This is a genomic window from Enterocloster lavalensis (genome assembly GCF_046603895.1).
GTDB lineage: Bacteria > Bacillota > Clostridia > Lachnospirales > Lachnospiraceae > Enterocloster > Enterocloster lavalensis.
On sequence record NZ_CP176637.1, the window covers coordinates 2189712 to 2208383 of the forward strand.

Consider the following 18672-nt stretch of genomic DNA (forward strand, 5'->3'; position numbering starts at 1 on the left):
TATGTACACTTACACCTGGTACCAATGGCTGCTGATCTTTTACACTTACTGCTTTTTCGGCTGGATTTTCGAGTCCACTTACGTGTCGTGCAAGACGCGCCGGTTTGTGAACCGCGGTTTCCTGCGGCTTCCCATGCTGCCCCTTTACGGCACCGGGGCTGTGATGATGCTGTGGGTGTCCCTGCCGCTGAAGCATAACGTGTTCCTGGTGTACATTTCCGGAATGATCGCCGCCACGGTGCTGGAGTACGTCACGGGCTGGGCCATGGAACGGCTGTTTAAGATGAAATACTGGGATTACAGCAACCAGCGCTTTAATCTGAACGGGTATATCTGCCTGAGTTCCTCCATCGCCTGGGGATTTCTTACAATTTTCCTCACGGAGATCGTGCATCCGCCCATCTCCCGCCTGGTGCTTCTGCTTCACCCCATCCCCGCCCTGATCACGGTGGGCGCTGTCACTGTCATGTTCACGGCGGATGCCGTGCAGTCCGTGCGGGCGGCCCTTGATCTGGCTAAGGTGCTGGACGCCATGACCAAAATGCGCGCGGAGCTGGATGATATCCAGGTGCAGATGGCACTGCTCAAAAGCGAGACCAGCAAACGGGTGTCCGAGGCGCGGGACGAGGCGGCCCAGCGCCTGGATCTGTTGAAATCCGAGGCGGCCGCAAAGGCCGGAGCCATCGGCGAATCCACCGTCAGCCGCATGGAGGGTAAGGCGGCGCGGTTGAGCGAGTTCGTGGAGGACACGGCGGAGCGCATGGGCGAATTTGTGGAGGATACCGCGGAGCGCATGGGCGAGTTCGTGGAGGGTACCGCGGATAAGGTGGCCCGGACGGCGGAACGCCTGTCCTCCCTCACCGAGGATGCCGCGGCCCGCGTTTCAAGCGTTCTGGCCCAGCGGGCCCAGGCGGATTCCGACGCCGGGACGTCACAGGCGGGCGGACGGCTGGAACTCTCCGGCGGGGCTGCGGATACGGCCGCCAAAGCGGAGGCCGCGGACCGGGAACGCCGGGAACGCCTGGCCGCTCTGTCCCAGCGTCTGACCGCTCTCACGGAGAAACGGCATCAACTCTCCTCCCACATGGATTTCTACCGCCGCAGCCTCTTAAAGGGCAATCCCTCCGCCTCCTCCTCCCGCTTCAGCGAGGCTTTAAAGGAGCTGCGGGAAAATGCAGGGCGCAGGCAGAAGGACGGGGACGGCAACGGCAAGCCGGAAACTATGGACTGATCCTATGAATGGACGATAAAACAGGGGCAGGATTCGCACAATCGCGAGTCCTGCCCCTGTTTTATTTACAATCATCATCTTAGATGCAATCCGGCTGAAGTTGCAGATTTTCCAGCGTCCGTCCGGTCTTTGCGTAATCCGTACCGTTGATTTTTCCCGATATCTGGAAAAACGCCTCTGTCAGCGCAACCGGCACGCCGTAATGTCTGGCCAGCGAGATCAGCATCGCCACGCCGCAGGACGCATCCTCAGCCACATAGCGGTGGCTGAAATCCGACGGCCCGTCCAGAGAGCGGAAAATATCCAGCTCCGGATGCCTGCCGTACTCCATAATCCGCTCCATTAAGCCCCTGGACCGGCCCTTGTAGATCTGAAGCCCCGCCGTCTGAAGCACCCGGTCCCGCTCCTCCTCCAGCTGGTCAATACAGTCCACCAGTACCTGACCCATGCCGTCCATAAACAGGCAGAAATCCTTGTTCTTCCGCTCAATCGACACTGCGTTGAGCACAGCGCCTGCCAGGTGGCTGGTCACATTGGGGGAATTCAGCGCGGCCTCGATAATATTCTCCCCCTTCTCCATGGAAAACACACTGCCAAACGCAGCTTCCAGCTTCGGATAATCCTCCGACGGGTAGGCTGCCGCCCGCACGGTCCCCAGCGGTAGGGCCACTGTGATCACACCGGCCCGTTTCCGACGGCAGGCCCACAGATTGCCCGACAGTTCCCCTGTCACCGCGTCCTCTTTAAAGTGCCTGCGCATGACCGCCGACCCCAGATTGCCGGGAGACAGAAGGAATACGTGATCCGCCCTCACATAAGGGCCGCAGCGCCGGGCGATCTCCTCCTGCCTGCCGTAGGAAACGCAGACAAGGATCCGCCGGTTTTCCAAAAGCGTCTGCTCGAAATCCGTGGTAATGCAGCAGGGCATTTGCGGATTGTCCGACTTGACGGCCCCCTCCAGGCAAATCCCGCTCTGGCTGCAAATCGCCGGAAAGTCCCCCGCCTGTTCTTCCGTGTCGCAAAGTGTCACTTCCCATCCGTTCATGGTCAGATAGGCGGCTGTAGCGCAGCCTGTGGCGCCGCTTCCGATCACTGCTAATTTTCGGTCCATATTATTTCTTCAAAGCTCCTTTTTTAAAGAGTTGGTATGCCCACACCACCGCGATTACGATGAGCAGGAGCATCATCCACAGCGCCTGGGCGTTGAACCAGCCCACGCCCATAACCGCCGCGATGACAGCGCCCACCAGGTAAGGCACAGAGGCCACCTTGGGGTCCTTCATAAAAATCATCACGCCCAGAGCTCCGAACAGAGCTGCCATAACGTTGTTGATACCGGGTGCGATCACCGGATGGGACAACACCGGATAGATAATCGTGACGAATACCATTGCAAGCGCCACCATGATGGTGGAGACCAGCGTGGAAACGCCTACCGCCAGAGTGGCCACCACGTCCCCCTCCTTGGTTCCGGCTTCCACTCCCATGATCCCCTGGCTGTTAACCACGCAGGGTACTTTCATCTGCCCCACATTGCCGGTGGTGAAGGCCATGTAGGTGGCTCCCGCTCCCAGCACCGGTGCAAAGGTAAACGGCTCCACCAGACCGTTCAGCCCGAAGGCCGCCAGAATACCGCCTGTAGCCACCGCCACCTCGGCCCAGTCAATGGCCACCTGATAGCGCAGCGCCACGCCCAGTACAGGCAGGAACATGGTCGCCAGAGCCAGCGCCATGGTGACGCGGCCGTAATAGTGCACTTTATTGTCGTACGCGCTGAAAATGGAGCCCTCAGACGCATTTTCCTGATTCTTTCCCATGCTTTTTCCCCCTTATCACTTTACGATCCCGGCAGCCGATACGATGATACACATCAGCACTCCGGCGATAATGCCGAACGACAGGCCAAATTCCTTAAACAGACTGTGTTTCTTGCCGATCTGGTTGCAGGCGAACATCACAACCGCACCGGTGATGGTGGCGATAAAGGGAAGCACAGCCGTCACATTCACATAATACGGGATGGTAAGGCGCGCGATGATGCCGGTGAAGGCGGCCGCAGTGCCGATCACCATGAAGGGATTGGACTTTTTCGCCTTGCGCAGCGTCTTGTCGTAGGACTTGAGCGTGATCAGCGTATTCAGCGGCGCAACCGACATTCCCAGGTTCATGCACATCATGATGGTCAGGAAGCCGGCCAGCGTCAGCTCGCTGTAGTCCGCGGCTCCGGTGGCCGAGAGGCCCACTCCGGCGGCAACCGCCTCATATGCGCCCGCCCCGATGTTGCTGAGGCGCAGCCAGGGGAAGAACTTGCCGATGCTGACGGACAGGGCCACCAAAAGCGTGACAAGGGTCAGGCTGGGGATAATGGAAAAGGTTGCCGACGTTTTGACACACTGCTTCATCTTTTCCTCGTCAAACCCAATTTCAATGCCCTGTTTCCAGGCCAGGCGGATAAACAGGATCGTCTGCACCAGAATCACACACACCGGAATGGCACAGAGTATAAACATAAATCCACTGTTGGCAATATCCAGATAATTCATACGTTCTCCCTCCCTGTACTACTGCTTCTGCCGGTCTTCAAACCTCATAAGCGGAAACGGTTTGCGCTTTGCAAAGATCTGACGGCTCAGCTCCCGGTCGCTGTCCACCATGGCGTACAGCGCGGTGTGGCCGATCATGTTGATGGACTCGTCCGCATTGGCAGCCAACACCCCCTGATTGTTGGCCAGACGAACTCCGGCCAGGGCCAGGTTTGCCGCCTCAATGCCGATGCCCGTGCCGGAGGAGATTCTCAGGGCGCAGGCCAGCTTCGCTCCGTCGCACACCACGCCGAAAATGTTAGGGATGGTGTTCTGGATGGCGTTCTCCACCTGCTGCTGCGTCCCCCCGTGGAGCAGAACCGTGCCGGCCGCAACGCCAATGGCCGCCGCAACCTCGCAGGAGCACATGGACGGGTCTTTGCCGATGCGGTGAATGATGGCGATAGCAAGGCAGTAGCTGAGCGCGATCCCCCGCTGCATAGCCTCGTCTCCCAGCCCCAGTTCCCTGGCCTGAACTACGATGGGCATGGAGGCCGCGATGCCCACATTCCCCTTGTTGGCGCAGCTCATGGCCGGGCGGTTCACGCCGGACATGCGCGCCTCGCAGCCAGCCGCGGCATAGGCCTTGGCCTTGGTGATCAAATTCCCGTCCTGGCTGTTGTAAAGCGCGGTTCCGATGCCGGCCCCCAGATTGCGGGTAATGGTCTCATTGGCCAGCTCCGTGTTGAGCTCAGCGGCTTTCAGCAGGAGATCGAACTCTTCAATGGGCGTGGTAGTGGCAAACTCGTAAAAGTCTCTGACCTTGTATTTCAGCATAGGGGAGGCGGCGTCCTGAGCGCCCTTGTCTTTCTCGTACTGCTCGATGACCTCGCCGTTGCGCTCCTTTAAAATCAGGCCGTCGCTGCGCTCCGCGGTTACGGAACGCCCGGTTCCGCGGTCGGTCTCAATGGTGATATCGATGTAGATGTTCATATCCTTACGCTCCCACATCGGATGTACTTCAACCAGTTCAGCTACCTTGCGCGCCTTCTGTTCCCCCTCGGGGGTCACATTGTGAAGCACTTCCAGACCGGCCTTCGGATCCCCGCAAACAGCGCCCAGTGCGATGGCCATCTCCACGCCCAGCATCTCCGTGCCCGGAAATGCAACATCGTCGATCTTGCTGGCCATTCCCCAGTCAATCTTTGCCACGATGCGTTTGATCTCTCCCCCGATCGCATCGTAGGCCTGAGCCGCTCCGAAACATACCCCGATCGGTCCGGTGCACCCCAACGCCGGTTTCACTTCTTTTCTGAGAATTTCAAGCAGTTCCTGATTCATTTGTACGTCCTCCTCCATTTTAGTTTGCTTCCCGAAGGCATGGGAAATTTGAATCAGCCCTATGCCTTATAGTCTGTGATGATCAGATACTCTTCCATGGCTTCCAGCGCCTCCTCCAGATTCCGCTCCTTAACCGCCCTGATGATCTTCTTGTGCAGCAGTGAACCTTCGCCGGAAATCGGCAGCGCCTCCGTGGAGTCCTCCAGCTTACCGGCAATCACCTTTCGGATGGCCTTGATCAACTCTGTGAGAATGGAGTTGCCGGAGGCCATTGCCAGCGCGTTGTGGAACTCGAAGTCCCGGCTTTGCATCTCATCCGGCGAAATCCCCGGCTCATCCATGCGCCAGTCCGCCCGCTCGATGGCCTTGATCTCCTCGTCCGTGGCCCTCTGGACCGCCAGCTTCACCGCCTCGGTCTCCAGAATCTCCCGCAGCTCGATGAGCTCGGTCAGATTTCCGATGTCCATGCTGACCAGAATATTCAGGGGGTCCACCAGGCATTCCTTCACCCAGCTGGAGACAAAGGTCCCCTCATTTCTCCTGACAATCATCTTCCGGGCGGAGAATACCTTCATGCACTCGCGGATGGTGGACCTGCCTACGGAAAAACGCTCCGCCAGCTCCATCTCCGTGGGCAGCTTGTCCCCCGGCTTCATATTCAGGATAATGGCCTCCAGTTCTTTCATCACAGTGTCAGACAATCTTATTTTATTTTCCATATTCATACCTTCCTTTAAATTAAGTCTTTCTCATTATCATATCACAGTTTGAGATATTGTGAAAATAAAAAAGAATAACTTTTCATAGTATGACTATAGTCGATTACCTAACCATCATTGTCCTACAATGAAATTGTATCATCATACATTATAAGTGTCAAGCACATTTCACAACAAAAAGCAGGGTATTGCAGAGGAATTCGTCATTTTCCCTTCTGCAATACCCTGCCAGGTCATTTCATAAGTTTAACTGCGTGCGGCGATGCGCTTTCGCGGCCTGCGCCAACGCATCACAACATCTGATCCACCATCGCCATCACGGCCTCGCCCAGAGCGGCTGCCTTAGCCTCCGCGTCGTCCAGGGACTCGCCCTTGATGCCGTAGTAGAATTTGATCTTCGGCTCGGTGCCGGACGGCCTTACGCAGATCCATGCGCCGTCGTTCATATCGTAGTACAGCACATTGGACGCCGGAAGTCCGGTGGGCTTCACCTCTCCGGTCTCCATGTCTTTGATGGTATCCAGCTTGTAGTCCCTTGCGGACAGCACCTTGTAGCCGCCCACCTCGGTGGGGGTGTTCTGGCGCAGGTTCTCCATGATCGCCTGGATCTTGGCCAGCCCCTCGATGCCGGACAGGCCGATGGATTTCACCGCATCCTTGTAGTAGCCGTATTTCTCATACATGTCCAGCATAGCGTCCCACAGCGTCTTGCCCTGCTTTTTGTAGTAAGCGGCGGCCTCGCAGAGGGCGGCGGTGGCGGAGATGGCGTCCTTGTCCCTGGCGTAGGTGCCGATCAGGCAGCCGTAGCTCTCCTCCATGCCAAAGAGGTAGGTGCCGTGGCCGCTGGCCTCATTTTTCAGAATCTGCTGTCCGATCCACTTGAAACCGGTCAGCACCTCGATGAGCTCCGCTCCGTAGGCATCGGCCACAGCGTCGATCAGGTTGGTGGAGACGATGGACTTGATCACCTGGCCGTCCGCCGGGATCTTGCCCGCGGCCTTCTTCTGGCTGAGCACGTACTCGCACAGCAGAGAGCCGGACATGTTGCCGGTCAGCGGAATGTAGTCGCCGGACTTGGCGTCCTTCACGTACACGCCCAGACGGTCCGCGTCGGGGTCGGTGGCCAGCACCAGGTCCGCGTCCTTCTCCCGGGCAAGCTTCAGTCCCAGCTCAAAGGCCTCCGCGGCCTCGGGATTGGGATAGCTGACGGTGGGGAATTCCCCATCGGGCAGCTCCTGCTCCGGAACCACGTAAACGTGGGTGAAGCCCAGCTCCTTCATCACCCTTCTGGCCGGGATATTGCCGGTTCCGTGAAGGGGGGTGTAGATGATGGTGATCTGGTCCTGCATCTCGTCGATGGCCTGCTGGTTCACCACCTGGGCCTTCACCTGGGCGATGTATTTGTCGTCGATGTCGGCGCCGATTACCTGATACAGGCCGGCGGCCGTAGCGCTGGCCTCGTCCGTGGTCTTAACCGTGGACAGGTCCTCGATGGCCAGAACTTCCTCGGTCACGCCCTTGTCGTGGGGCGGGGTGAACTGGGCGCCGTCCTCCCAGTATACCTTGTAGCCGTTGTACTCCGGCGGGTTGTGGCTGGCGGTGATATTGATACCCGCGATACAGCCCAGCTCGCGCACTGTGAAGGACAGCTCCGGGGTGGGGCGAAGGGATTCAAACTTGTAAGCCTTGATGCCGTTGGCAGCCAGGGTCATTGCGGCCTCCATGGCAAATTCCGGCGACATGCGGCGGGAGTCGTAGGCGATGGCCACGCCCTTATCCGCGCCGCCCTGCTTGATAATGTAGTTGGCCAGCCCCTGGGTCGCCCTTCTCACCACATAGATGTTCATGCGGTTGATGCCCGCGCCGATCACGCCGCGCAGGCCGGCGGTTCCGAACTCCAGGTCCATATAGAAACGCTCTTTGATTTCATTTTCATCGCCCGCAATGGCGCGAAGCTCTTCTTTTGTCGTTTCGTCGAAATAGGGGTTGTTCAACCACTCTTCATAGATTTTCATGTAATCCTTCATAGCATCATACTCCCTTCTGTTTCAGCCTTTCCGCTGGGTATTTCTGATTAAGATTATACTATACCCCACCAGAAAAAGGAAGTACAAATTCGCCCCCGGAGGTCCATAACACTCCTCATATCCCCGCAAATATCTGTTCCAAAAACCGGTTTCTCACCGGCTGCTGTTCTTCCAGGCTGCGCAGCTTCTCGATATTGCGGGCCGGAATCCAGGCTTTGTTTGCGTTGTAGTAAAAATTGATCTGCTTCCAATATTTCTCCGGATACAAAAACATATAGTACAGGCAGCGCATCTCCTTGGAGCCCATGTCCAGCACGCGCTCGTAGGCATCCATCATGGAGCGGCCCAGGTCCACGTTCCAGTTGTGTTTTTCCATGACCTTGCGCATGAAGCGGTACAGGTCCGTGGACTGCACGCCCAGATGCATCCGGTTGTACTCGATGATGGCGGTATAGCCGTCGCCCATGAGCAGATGATGCTGGTCTAAGTCCCCGTGGCACAGGTACAGGGGTTTTGAGTCCTCACCGTCCAGGGAGGCGGCCCTGGTTTCCTCCCACAGCCCTTTTAGTCCCTCCACCGCCTGGACCGCCTGCTCGTAAAACATATTGTAATTGCCGATCACGCAGAGCTCGAATTCAGACTTTTTCCGCTTGCCCCGTATATAGTTCCTGGCCCGCTGCAGCTCCCGGTTGTGGCGCTCCAGCTCGGTCTCCAACGGTTCGATCAGGATGGAGCCCATGTTCCACTCCTCCTGAAACGGCACCCTGCGCAGGCTTTTGTGCAGCATAGCCAGCCGGGAGGCCGCCAGGCGGATCTCCCGGTTATCCTTCAAGTCGCATTCCCGGTCCAGAAACCAGTCCTTTAACACATAGCGCGTCCCGTCCCCGGCGATGGACAGAAGGCTGCCCTCCCGGTTGCGGACATAGCGGTCCGCCCGCAGTGCGCCGCCGGTATCCAACTGGTCCAGGACCTGGTCCTCAAATTCCAGACGTTTTACGGTTCCCCGGTATTCCTTCAGCAATTTGCAGCCGTCCTCCGTCTCGCAGATCCAGGACCCGCGGCCCTTGCGGACGGAAAAGATTTCCAGTTCATATTGTTCCAGCGCTTCCACATACTTCTCGTTCATTTCAACCCCTCCACACTCTAACTAGTCGAAACGGGAAGTGCCGTTTCAGCTACTTCTAGGGTATGAAGGGAACAGGGAGAATATGAGCGAATAGTGGTGAATGGGACGGCGCTGCATCAAAAGAACGGGGCAGACGGCAATTCCGGACCGGTCCGGAATCGCGTCTGCCCCGCTTTTGGGTATGGGTGTGTTTACACAGTGATAGAATCAGTTTTCCCCGTTCCAGTGCAGGCGGTGAAGCTGCCCCGCCGGGTTGAGCTCCCCGAACCGGTTCTGCCGCAGCGCCTCATAAAGCACAATGGACACGGAATTGGCCAGATTCAGGGAACGGATTTCGCCCCACATGGGAATCCGCACGCAGTAAGGCTCGTTGGCCACCAGAATCTCCTCCGGGATTCCCGCGCTCTCCTTGCCGAACATCAGATAGCAGTCCGGCCGGTAGGCGGGCTCGGTGTAGAGCCGGTGCGCCTTGGTGGTGGCAAAATACAGGTTGCCGATCGCCTGGGGATTGCGGTCCAGGAAGTCCTGGTAATCGGCATAGACCTGCACGTCCAGCTTATCCCAGTAGTCCAGCCCCGCGCGCTTGATGGCTTTCTCGTTGAGCTTGAAGCCCAGGGGTTCGATCAGATGGAGCCGGGTGCCGGTGGCCACGCAGGTGCGGCCGATGTTGCCGGTGTTGGCCGGCATCTCGGGCTCCAGAAGTACAATGTTCATCATCTAAATCACGCCTTTCCGTCACGCCGGCTGACAAAACGTCCGATGCGGCCTAAGGCTTCCTTTAAGTTTTCCAGGGAGTAGGCGTAGGAGATGCGGACAAAGCCCTCCCCGCAGTCGCCGAAGGCGGTGCCGGGAACCACGGCCACCTTCTCCTCCTTCAGCAGGGTGGTGGCAAATTCCTCCGAGCTCATGCCGAACCGGCTGATGTTGGGGAAGGTGTAGAAGGCCCCCAGCGGCTCAAAGCAGTCGATGTTCATCTCCTTAAATGCATGGAGCAGGTAGCGGCGGCGCTGATTGTAGGACTCGCGCATCATAGCCACGTCGCCGTCGCCGTTTTTCATGGCCGAGATGGCCGCGTACTGGCTGGTGGTGGGCGCGCACATGATAGCGTACTGGTGGATCTTTAACATCTGCTCCAGAATGTTGGCCGGAGCGCAGGCGTAACCCAGACGCCAGCCGGTCATGGCATAGGCTTTGGAGAAGCCGTTGATCAGGATGGTCCGCTCCTTCATGCCGGGAAACGCGGCGATGGTGTGGTGGCGCTGGCTGTATGTAAGCTCGGAATAGATCTCGTCGGAGATAACGAAAAGATCCTTCTCAATCACAATTCTGGCAATTTCTTCCAGTTCTTCCTTCTCCATAATGGCGCCGGTGGGGTTGTTGGGGAAGGGGAGCACCAGGATTTTGGTTTTGTCGGTGATCTTCTCCAGAAGCTTTTCCGGTGTCAGCTTGAACTGATCCTTCTCCTCCAGCTCGATGACGACCGGAACGCCATCCGCCAACACCACGCAGGGCATGTAGGACACGTAGCTGGGCTGGGGGATCAACACCTCGTCGCCCGGGTTTAACATGGCGCGCAGGCCGATGTCGATGGCCTCGCTGCCGCCCACGGTGACCAGCACCTCGTGGTCCGGGTCGTAGAGCACGTCGCAGCGGCGCTTCAAATACTCGCAGATTTCCACCTTCAAAGGCCGCAGGCCTGCGTTGGAGGTGTAGAAGGTGCGTCCCTTTTCCAGGGAATAGATGCCCTCCTCGCGGATATGCCAGGGCGTGTCAAAATCCGGCTCGCCCACACCCAGGGAGATAGCGTCGCTCATCTCGCTGACAATGTCGAAAAATTTGCGGATCCCGGAAGGGGGAATCTGCACGATTTTATCGGATAATGGATTTCTCATGGGGTAATCAACATCCTTTCGTCCTGCACCGGATCGCTGATGATGGTGCCGTGGTCCTTATACTTTTTCAGTACAAAGTGGGTTGCCGTGCTCAGAACAGACTCCATGGGCGCCAGGCGCTCGGAAACGAACTGCGCCACCTGGCGCATGGTCTTGCCCTCGATGAATACGGTGAAGTCAAAGGAACCGCTCATCAGGTACACGGCCTCCACCTCGCTGAACTGGTAAATCCGCTCCGCGATCTTGTCAAAGCCCATGCCTCTCTGGGGCGTCACCTTCACCTCGATTAAGGCAACCACCTTCTCGTCGCTGGTATTGTCCCAGTTGATCAGGGTGTGGTAGCCGCAGATGATGTGCTCCTTCTCCATCTGCGCGATCTCGTTGGCCACCGCCACCTCGCTCTCGCCCAGCAGGATCGCCAGATCTTTTATATCAATTCTGCTGTTTTTCTCCATAACCGCAAGTATACGTTCTCTCATAATTTCCTCTCCTCTTTTCTATGTCTGCCGCTCATCGCCGCATATCTTATCATATTCATCCGGCTGGGGCCGCTCCAGAAAGCCGGCGCTCTCGCCGCCGTGGCTCATCCTGCGGGCCGTGCCCGGGATCACGCTTCCGATCACCGCGGCCGGTATCCCCGCCGCCTCCAGGGCGCGCACCGCCCGCCCGCCATTGTCCGCGGCGGCCACAAAGCCTCCGCCCGAGCGCAGCCGGTAGGGGTTCAGCCCATAGAGCTCGCAAATCTCCACCGTGGCCTGGCGGATGGGAATCCGGCGCAGGTCGAACTCGATGCCCGCGTTAAAAACCCCTGATAAATTCCAGAGGGCAGCTAATACGCCGCCCTCTCCCAATCCTTCATAAGCTGTTATATCCGCTCCCAGGTGTTCCTCGCCCCATACGGCGGGCGAAGATTCCGTGGGACCGGCCAGCTGTTTTAAGAACGCGCTGCAGAATCTGCGCTCCAGCTCCTCCCGGCGCGCCCGGGCAATGCCGCAGGCTCCGTCCAGACCGGCGTATCCCGCCATGATCAGGTCCTGTCCGGGTCTCATTTCACCGTCGCGCGTTTCAAAACCCTGGGGGCCCTGTCCGGCTGTCCTCATTGGGGACCTCCCGGCTGGCCCGCCGGATCGGCCGCGGGGGCCGGATCGGGACCCGGGCCGGGAGCCGGTTCCGGGCTGGGGGCCGGCGATACGCCGGGACCTCCGTCCACACCGGTCACAGGTTCAACCACCGGAGTCTCCGTGGGAGCCGCCGGGGTCTCAACCGGCGCTTCCGCAGGCACTGCCGGGCCGACGCGGTAAATGGCTTTGGACGCGTTGTAGGTATCCGTGTGCAGCAGAGTGCGCTCCGTCTCCACGTCGTCCACGTAGACCACCTTCCACAGCCTGGAACGCAGTCCGGTGTGACTGGACTGCACCTTCACCCTGGCGCCGGGCGCCAGAGAATTGTCCACGATCTGCTGAGGTTCGCCGGGGCTGGTGGTGCCCAGAGTCTCGGAAACGTACTCAACCCTGCGGTTCGCGGGCCTGGTCTCCTTGCCGTACACCGTAAAGGTCAGCTTCTTTCCCTCGGTATAGCCCTCCACGTAGATGGGAGTGCTGTAGTTGTTGGTGAACTTGATGTCCTTGTAGGTGCCCGCGATGGCCGCATCCTTGGAGGGCTTCACGTAGGTGACGATCATGGAGTGGTTCTGCCGCTGGGTGATCTCAAGCTCCGCGTTCAGCGCCATGTTGTACAGGGTGGTCGCAATCTGGCAGACGCCGCCGCCCACGCTGTCCACCACCTGGCCGTTCTCGTAGGCTGCCGCCGTGCGGTAGCCGTTGGCCGTGGTGAAGGGCTGTAAACATTCATAACCGGACAAGGTCTCCCCGGGCATCAGCACATGGCCGTTGATCTTGGCCGCCCCCACCGTCAGATTGGTGGAGCGGGACGCGCCGCTGCTGGAAAAATCAGTTGTAAATGTGCCTAAAACATCCTGGATGGTGGCCAGGTCCTCGGTCTTGATCCGGGGCTGCTGCTCCGTCACCGTGGCCGCCACCTGAATCTGCGTGCTGCCGCCATCCGCCAGCGCCGCCGTGATGGCCTCGTTTAACGCCGCCTCCGTGGCCGCCGTGTCTACCGCCACTCCCACCACGGAATCCGTGATCACGAACTGTCCGTTCTCCCGGGTGATGGAAGCATCCTGAGCCTGGGCGGTAAAGCCCTGGCATTTCTCATCCACAAACGCTTTTACTTTGGCGGGATCGGTCTGAACTTCAAGACTCAGTTTCACGGGGGACTGTTCCAGATCCTTCCGCGCCATATACTGCTTCACCAGGCTTCCATACTCGTACTGGTCCGCAGTCTCCTTCACCACATCGGGATTGGACCAGGTAAGCCCAAGCTCCCCGGTGGTCGTCTCCACTGTGGTTCCATCTATATCCACGGATACGGGCAGCGCGGTCAGGTTGTCGATATAGGCCTGCACTGCCTTCTCCGCCTCCTCCTCAGTCATGCCGCCCAGGCTCTGCTCACCCACGTACAGTCCCTCCGGAAGTACCTGCGCGCCGAACGCCATGGACGGCATTGCCGCGAGAAGCCCCATACCCAGGGCCGCAGCAGCGAGGCCGTTCTTCCATACTCTCTTTTTCATAACTGCTCCTCTTGTAACTTAATACATCAGCGCGCTTAACGCCATCGGTACGATCATCGCCAGCACCAGCACGACTACAATAATGGTGGAAATAATCTTTTTCATCTTCGGATCGCTCATGTTAATCATTGTAAATTCACCTCTTTAATCTTTGCCTTTCTTCCGTACTGTGAGAGAATCCTGTCGATCATTCTGGACGCCTCGTTGCGGCTCAGGGTATCGATCTGCACAGTTACGTCTATTCTATGACATTTTATTAAATCCTGCAAGTATTCTTTTTGCCTTTTTGTGACGGGCTGTTCCTTTTTTGCCTTGTAAATCAAGGATTTCGGGGTGAACAGCTCCTCCCTGCCCTCCCCGCGGCCCTCCAGCAATTTCTGGTAAAGCAGGTGGGCGCTGAGGGCGTCCGCCTCCGCCCGGTGGGCCTCCACCTGCTCGATGCAGTAAAATGCACAGGCGGCGGAAAGGTTCTTCTTGTTCTCCCCGGGCATAAACGCGCGGCAGAGGTTCAGCGTGTCGATGCCCTCCCGCTGGAAATCCAGGCCCTGGTTCACGGCGGCCCGCTTCAAAAAACTGTAGTCGAACAGGATGTTGTGGCCCAGAAGGGGCAGGTCCCCGCAAAAGCGCACCAGAGGTCCGATCACGTCCCCGATGGCCGGAGCCCCGGCCAGCATGCCGTCGGTGATCCCCGTCAGCTCCACGATCCGCTCGCCCAGCGGCCGTCCCGGGTTCACCAGCGTCACAAAACGGCCTTCCACCGCCCCGTCCACCACCCGCAGGGCGGCAATTTCCGTTATCTTATCCAGCCTGGGCTCCAGGCCCGTGGTCTCGATATCAATCGCAACGTATGAATTTGTCACTGTATCCTCTTTTCTAATAGTATCAGTTCTCATGTGTTTTTTATGCCATTCAGTATACAGCTTTTTAAGGCGGGTTGCAAGTTTTACCGCACAAAGCGGAAACCGCCCGGGATTGTCCCCCGAACGGCTCCATTTTGGTAGGTAGGTAGTATGAATTTATTCCCACGGCCGCCTCCTCTTCGTTAGCCCGTTTGAGGCTCAGTCCGGGGCGGCAGTCCCGCGGTGCCGGTCATTTTGCCGCTCGCATGGCAAAACATCCGGCTTGATCCGACCCTCTGTGGGGCCATGGCCGCCGGGAAGCGGCCTGTGATCAACTGTTTTGTTCCGCCTTGGCCAGTTTCACAATCCGGCTGGTGCCCAGGCGGCTGGCTCCCAGCTCCATGAATTTCTCCGCGTCCGCAAAGGAACGGATTCCCCCGGCCGCTTTCATGCGCACGCCCGGCCCCACGTGGGCCGCAAACAGCGCAATGTCGTCAAATGTTGCCCCGGCCTTGGAAAAACCGGTGGACGTCTTGATAAAGTCAGCGCCGGAGGCGGTGACGATCTGGCACATTTTGATTTTTTCCTCATCGGTGAGCAGGCAGGTCTCAATGATCACCTTGAGGATTTTCTCCCCGCAGATTTCCTTTAATTTGCGGATCTCATCCTCAATCGCAGCGTAATTTTTGTCCTTTAAGTCCCCGATATTGATCACCATATCGATCTCGTCCGCCCCGTTGTCCAGGGCGTCCTTTGTCTCAAAGCATTTCACGGCCGTGGTCTGATACCCGTTGGGGAATCCGATGACCGTGCACACGGCCATACGCCCGGCCAGGTACTCCGCCGCCCTTTTTACATAGGAAGGGGGAATGCACACGGAAGCCGTGTGGCAGGCCAGCCCATCGTCGCAAATCTGACGGATTTCCTCCCATGTGGCGGTCTGCGCCAGCAGGGTGTGGTCCACCGCCTGAAAAATTTTCGTTCGGTCCATAATCGCTCTCCTTTCTATTTGCCGGCCGCGCCGCCGCAGTCCGGCCTCACACTGCCTCGCAGGGGTAGGTCTCGGCGAAGAGCCGGTCCACTTCCTCCTGCCGCGTCATGGAGTAGGACCCGGTGCGGGTCACGCAGATGGCGGAGGCGCACTGGGCGTAGCGGATGGATTTCTCCAGCGGCCAGTCCCGGCTGAGGGCGGCCAGAAGCGCGCCCGCGAAGGTGTCGCCCGCGCCGCCGGTGTCCACGGCTTTCACGGTCAGGCCCGGGAAATGCTTCACGCCCTGCCTGGTGACCAGCACGGCCCCCTTCTCGCCCAGGGTGATGATGGCGGCCTCCTTCACGCCCTTGTCCAGAAACCATTTTCCTGCTCTGGCTGCGCTGTCTGTGTCCTCCACCCGGATTCCGGTCAGCTCCGCGGCCTCGCACTCGTTGGGTTTGATGATGGAAATGTGCGGGTACAGGCTCTCGTCAAAGGCCGTCACCGGCGCGGGATCCAGCAGAGTCCGCACCCCCATCCCGTCCGCCGTGCGGATGGCGTAGTCCACGGTGGCGGCCGGAACCTCGAACTGGGTCCCCAGAATCTTGGCCCCCTGCAACACCTCCCGCATATTGTCGATATCCCGGCAGCTCACATTGCTGTTGGCTCCCGGCACAATAATAATCTTATTCTGCCCCTGGGCGTCCAGGAAAATGCCTCCTGTGCCGGTGGGGCAGTCCTTATCCAGGTACACATACTCCGTGTGGATGCCCATCTCCCGGTAGGACTCTTTCTCCCTGCGCCCGTAGGCGTCGTCTCCCAGGTGCTCCAGCATAAACACTTCGCTGCCCAGGCGGCAGGCCACGATGGCCTGGCCGGAGCCTTTTCCGCCCACCACGATGTGGTAATCGTCCCCGATCACCGTCTCGCCCCGGTTCGGCAGATTCGGCGAGGCGAACACATGGCACACGCTGCAACTGCCCAGCACTACAACCCGTCTGTCCACTTTATCCCGCCCCCTTATATGAGCTTCATTTCCTGAAGCCCGGTCTTGATGATCATTTTCTGCTCATCCGTCACCATGGTCATGTTTTTGGGCATGCGGGTGCCGTTAAAGGGCATTCCAAGCAGCTCGCAGGCATAGTAGTAGCCGTTCATGTCCGTGGCGGTCTTTAACAGCTTGCGCACTCTCATGGAGAACCGGTGCGCGTTCAGCGCGCCCTCAAAATCCCCGGCAAAGAACTTGTCCGTGATGTTAAGCACCACCTTGGGGAAGGGCACGGAGATGGCGGAGATCACGCCCACGCCGCCAAGAGCCATCATGGGAAGCGTCATGGCGTCGCTGCCTGCGATGTACTGGAAGTCCGGGTTCTTCACCTGGCTGATCAGATCCTGCAGGCCGGAAATGTTCTGGGTGCTGTCCTTGTAGCCCAGCACGTTGGCATGGTCGTTGGCGATGCGCGCCGTCAGTCTGGGCGACAGGGTGTTGCCGGTCTGCGGCACGTTGTAGATGTAGGTGGGGTATTCTGCGGGAATCACCTCGTCGAAAAACTCGTACAGAGCCTGCTCCGTATAGGGGAACACGGAGGGCTGGGAAATGCACACGGCGTCCACGCCGATCTCCATGTAAGCCTCCACCAGCTCCTTTGCGTCCCGGATGGAGTCCTCCATCACATTCATCATCACCGGCACCCGGCCCGCGGCGGCGTTCATCAGCTCCGCGCACACCTGCTTTTTCTCCTCCATGCTCAGGAGATAAGTCTGGGTGGAAAGGCCGCCCATAAACAGGCCGTCGATGTGGTTCTCCACCTGGAACTCCACCATTTTCTTTACCGGCTCAAAATCCAGATCCCCGTTGGGTTTGTAGGCCACCATAATCTCACTGATACTGCCGTCGAATTTCTTTTTATTCATCGTTATAACTCCTCTGTTTTTATTCTTACTTCCGGTCCACGCAGCCGTAATAGCGCACCTTCCAGCCGCCGTCCTTAACCAGCTTCAGGGTCACGTTGGGGTAGAGCGTCAGCGCTCCCCCCTCTGTTTTTTCCGCTGTCCAGGTAATTTCGGAAAAAATTTCCATTTCTGTATCGCTGCCGGACACCCGGACGGTGTGGAGCTGGTGACGGCCCGTGAAATCGCGGCACTGCCCCTCATACCAGCTCTTAAATCCACAAAAATCCAGCGGATTGCCCGGGAAATCCACAATCAGGCTCTCGCCCGCCGTGTCCCCGGCGATCTCCTCAAAGGGGACCTTGGCGTCGATGCGCGCGTACCAGCCGCGGATGAACGCCTCCCCCTGTTCTGTCAATTCTCTCTCTTCCATCTGTCAAATCCTCCTGTTATGGCGTACACCGGCGGGCGGAGCGCAGCTGCGCATTCGGACCGAGCCGGACGCAATGATCCGCGCCTTCGCTCCCCCGCCTTCACCAGCCGCTAGTTGTCCTCAGCCACAAAGGGCGTGGTCAGGGCCTCCGGCCCGGCGGCTCCCTTGTCCCGGTTGGCGATGGATACCGCTACCAGCACCACCACGGTGGCCGCGTAGGGCATCATTTTTAACAGCACCGGCGACACGTTCACGCTGACGGCCTGGAGCTGGTAGGCCAGCGCCTCCACTCCGCCGAACACGTAGGCCGCCACCATAGCCGCGCCGGGCTTCCACATGGCGCAGGTGACGATGGCCAGGGCGATCCAGCCGCGCCCGCCGGTCATATTTTCCACCCAGCTGGGCACTGTACTCAGAATCAGGAAGGAACCGCCGATCCCGGCCAGCATCCCGCCCAGCACCACGTAGATATACCGGGTGCGGTTGACGTTCACGCCCATGGAGTAGGCCGCCGCCGGATTCTCGCCGCAGGCCCGCAGCTTTAACCCCGTCTGGGTGTGGAAAATCATATAGGTCAGGCCGATCACCAGCGCGTAGGATAAGTAGACCAGCAGGTTCTGGTGAAAGAAGATTTCTCCCACATAGGGGATGTCCGCCAGCAGCGGAATCCGGAAGCTGGGCAGCACCTTGGGCGCCGCGATGCCGTTGTAGTCCTTGCCCAGATAACCGCTTAAGCCCCCTGCGAAAATATTTAGGGCCAGGCCGCAGATCACCTGGTGGACCCGGCAGGTGATGGACAGAAACGCGTGGACCAGGGCCAGCAGACCGCTGCACAGCGCTCCGATGAGCACCGCCAGAATCAGGCTGTTGGTGTTGACCAGCGCGATAAAGGAAGCCGCGGCTCCGATGAGCATCATGCCCTCCAGCCCCAGGTTCAGAACGCCGGAGCGCTGCGTCATGATCTCCCCCAGCGCGGTGATGAGCAGAGGTGTGCCCTGGGCCACTGCGGCCGTCAATGTCGCCAATAAAATCACTTGTACCATGACAAAC

General features: G+C 58.7%; 19 protein-coding genes. 1 reads left to right on the plus strand and 18 read right to left on the minus strand.

The window, feature by feature from the left end; genetic code table 11:
- The first annotated feature begins 1 nt into the window (after position 1).
- Positions 2 to 1231 carry a putative ABC transporter permease gene (locus ACK2JC_RS09670; RefSeq protein WP_092367469.1) on the plus strand — a complete coding sequence of 410 codons (1230 nt, stop codon included), beginning with the start codon at positions 2 to 4 and terminating at the stop codon, positions 1229 to 1231.
- A gap of 79 nt (positions 1232 to 1310) precedes the next feature.
- Here ACK2JC_RS09670 and ACK2JC_RS09675 read toward each other — a convergent pair whose 3' ends face one another.
- The 18 genes from ACK2JC_RS09675 to ACK2JC_RS09760 form a co-directional block, all read right to left on the minus strand.
- Entirely contained in the window at positions 1311 to 2342 is a 1032-nt protein-coding gene (locus ACK2JC_RS09675; protein ID WP_320936448.1) for an NAD/NADP octopine/nopaline dehydrogenase family protein, read from the minus strand.
- Position 2343: 1 nt separating this feature from the next.
- Positions 2344 to 3048, minus strand: coding sequence for a hypothetical protein (locus tag ACK2JC_RS09680; RefSeq protein ID WP_092367473.1), 705 nt, complete (start codon positions 3046 to 3048; stop codon positions 2344 to 2346).
- Positions 3049 to 3063: 15 nt separating this feature from the next.
- On the minus strand, positions 3064 to 3774 hold the full coding sequence (locus tag ACK2JC_RS09685) for a DUF5058 family protein (RefSeq protein WP_118756867.1): 711 nt from the start codon (positions 3772 to 3774) through the stop codon (positions 3064 to 3066).
- An 18-nt stretch (positions 3775 to 3792) separates the two neighbouring features.
- Complete coding sequence (locus ACK2JC_RS09690; protein WP_320936450.1) at positions 3793 to 5094, minus strand: serine dehydratase subunit alpha family protein; 1302 nt, start codon at positions 5092 to 5094, stop codon at positions 3793 to 3795.
- A 59-nt stretch (positions 5095 to 5153) separates the two neighbouring features.
- Positions 5154 to 5813 carry a FadR/GntR family transcriptional regulator gene (locus ACK2JC_RS09695; protein ID WP_411338479.1) on the minus strand — a complete coding sequence of 220 codons (660 nt, stop codon included), beginning with the start codon at positions 5811 to 5813 and terminating at the stop codon, positions 5154 to 5156.
- A gap of 290 nt (positions 5814 to 6103) precedes the next feature.
- A complete protein-coding gene (locus ACK2JC_RS09700) occupies positions 6104 to 7840 on the minus strand; it encodes a phospho-sugar mutase (protein WP_320936451.1) in 1737 nt (578 codons plus the stop codon).
- Positions 7841 to 7955: 115 nt separating this feature from the next.
- Positions 7956 to 8966, minus strand: coding sequence for a phosphotransferase (locus tag ACK2JC_RS09705; RefSeq protein ID WP_320936452.1), 1011 nt, complete (start codon positions 8964 to 8966; stop codon positions 7956 to 7958).
- Between the two features lie 207 nt (positions 8967 to 9173).
- A complete protein-coding gene (locus tag ACK2JC_RS09710; protein ID WP_092367491.1) occupies positions 9174 to 9683 on the minus strand; it encodes a tRNA (cytidine(34)-2'-O)-methyltransferase in 510 nt (169 codons plus the stop codon).
- 5 nt (positions 9684 to 9688) lie between these two features.
- Entirely contained in the window at positions 9689 to 10858 is a 1170-nt protein-coding gene (locus ACK2JC_RS09715; protein WP_092367494.1) for an aminotransferase class I/II-fold pyridoxal phosphate-dependent enzyme, read from the minus strand.
- The gene (locus ACK2JC_RS09720) at positions 10855 to 11337 is read right to left on the minus strand and encodes an Lrp/AsnC family transcriptional regulator (RefSeq protein ID WP_007719885.1); all 483 of its coding nucleotides are present in this window, start codon (positions 11335 to 11337) and stop codon (positions 10855 to 10857) included. The genes ACK2JC_RS09715 and ACK2JC_RS09720 overlap by 4 nt, the downstream gene beginning before the upstream one ends.
- 18 nt (positions 11338 to 11355) lie before the next feature.
- Entirely contained in the window at positions 11356 to 11958 is a 603-nt protein-coding gene (locus ACK2JC_RS09725) for an AIR synthase-related protein (protein WP_411338480.1), read from the minus strand.
- Complete coding sequence (locus ACK2JC_RS09730) at positions 11955 to 13490, minus strand: VanW family protein (protein ID WP_368271680.1); 1536 nt, start codon at positions 13488 to 13490, stop codon at positions 11955 to 11957. Before ACK2JC_RS09730 ends, ACK2JC_RS09725 begins: the two co-directional genes overlap by 4 nt.
- Before the next feature lie 125 nt (positions 13491 to 13615).
- Complete coding sequence (locus ACK2JC_RS09735) at positions 13616 to 14350, minus strand: 3'-5' exonuclease (RefSeq protein ID WP_320936454.1); 735 nt, start codon at positions 14348 to 14350, stop codon at positions 13616 to 13618.
- A gap of 310 nt (positions 14351 to 14660) precedes the next feature.
- Positions 14661 to 15320 (minus strand): deoxyribose-phosphate aldolase, encoded by a 660-nt coding sequence (gene deoC, locus ACK2JC_RS09740; protein WP_320936455.1) that lies wholly within the window; start codon positions 15318 to 15320, stop codon positions 14661 to 14663.
- Positions 15321 to 15366: 46 nt separating this feature from the next.
- Positions 15367 to 16305, minus strand: a complete 939-nt coding sequence (locus ACK2JC_RS09745) for a ribokinase (protein ID WP_166434562.1) — start codon at positions 16303 to 16305, stop codon at positions 15367 to 15369.
- Between the two features lie 14 nt (positions 16306 to 16319).
- Positions 16320 to 17213, minus strand: coding sequence for a dihydrodipicolinate synthase family protein (locus ACK2JC_RS09750; protein ID WP_320936456.1), 894 nt, complete (start codon positions 17211 to 17213; stop codon positions 16320 to 16322).
- A gap of 25 nt (positions 17214 to 17238) precedes the next feature.
- Positions 17239 to 17622, minus strand: coding sequence for a hypothetical protein (locus ACK2JC_RS09755; RefSeq protein ID WP_309471712.1), 384 nt, complete (start codon positions 17620 to 17622; stop codon positions 17239 to 17241).
- 110 nt (positions 17623 to 17732) lie between these two features.
- The gene (locus tag ACK2JC_RS09760; RefSeq protein WP_092367517.1) at positions 17733 to 18665 is read right to left on the minus strand and encodes an ABC transporter permease; all 933 of its coding nucleotides are present in this window, start codon (positions 18663 to 18665) and stop codon (positions 17733 to 17735) included.
- Between the last annotated feature and the right edge of the window lie 7 nt (positions 18666 to 18672).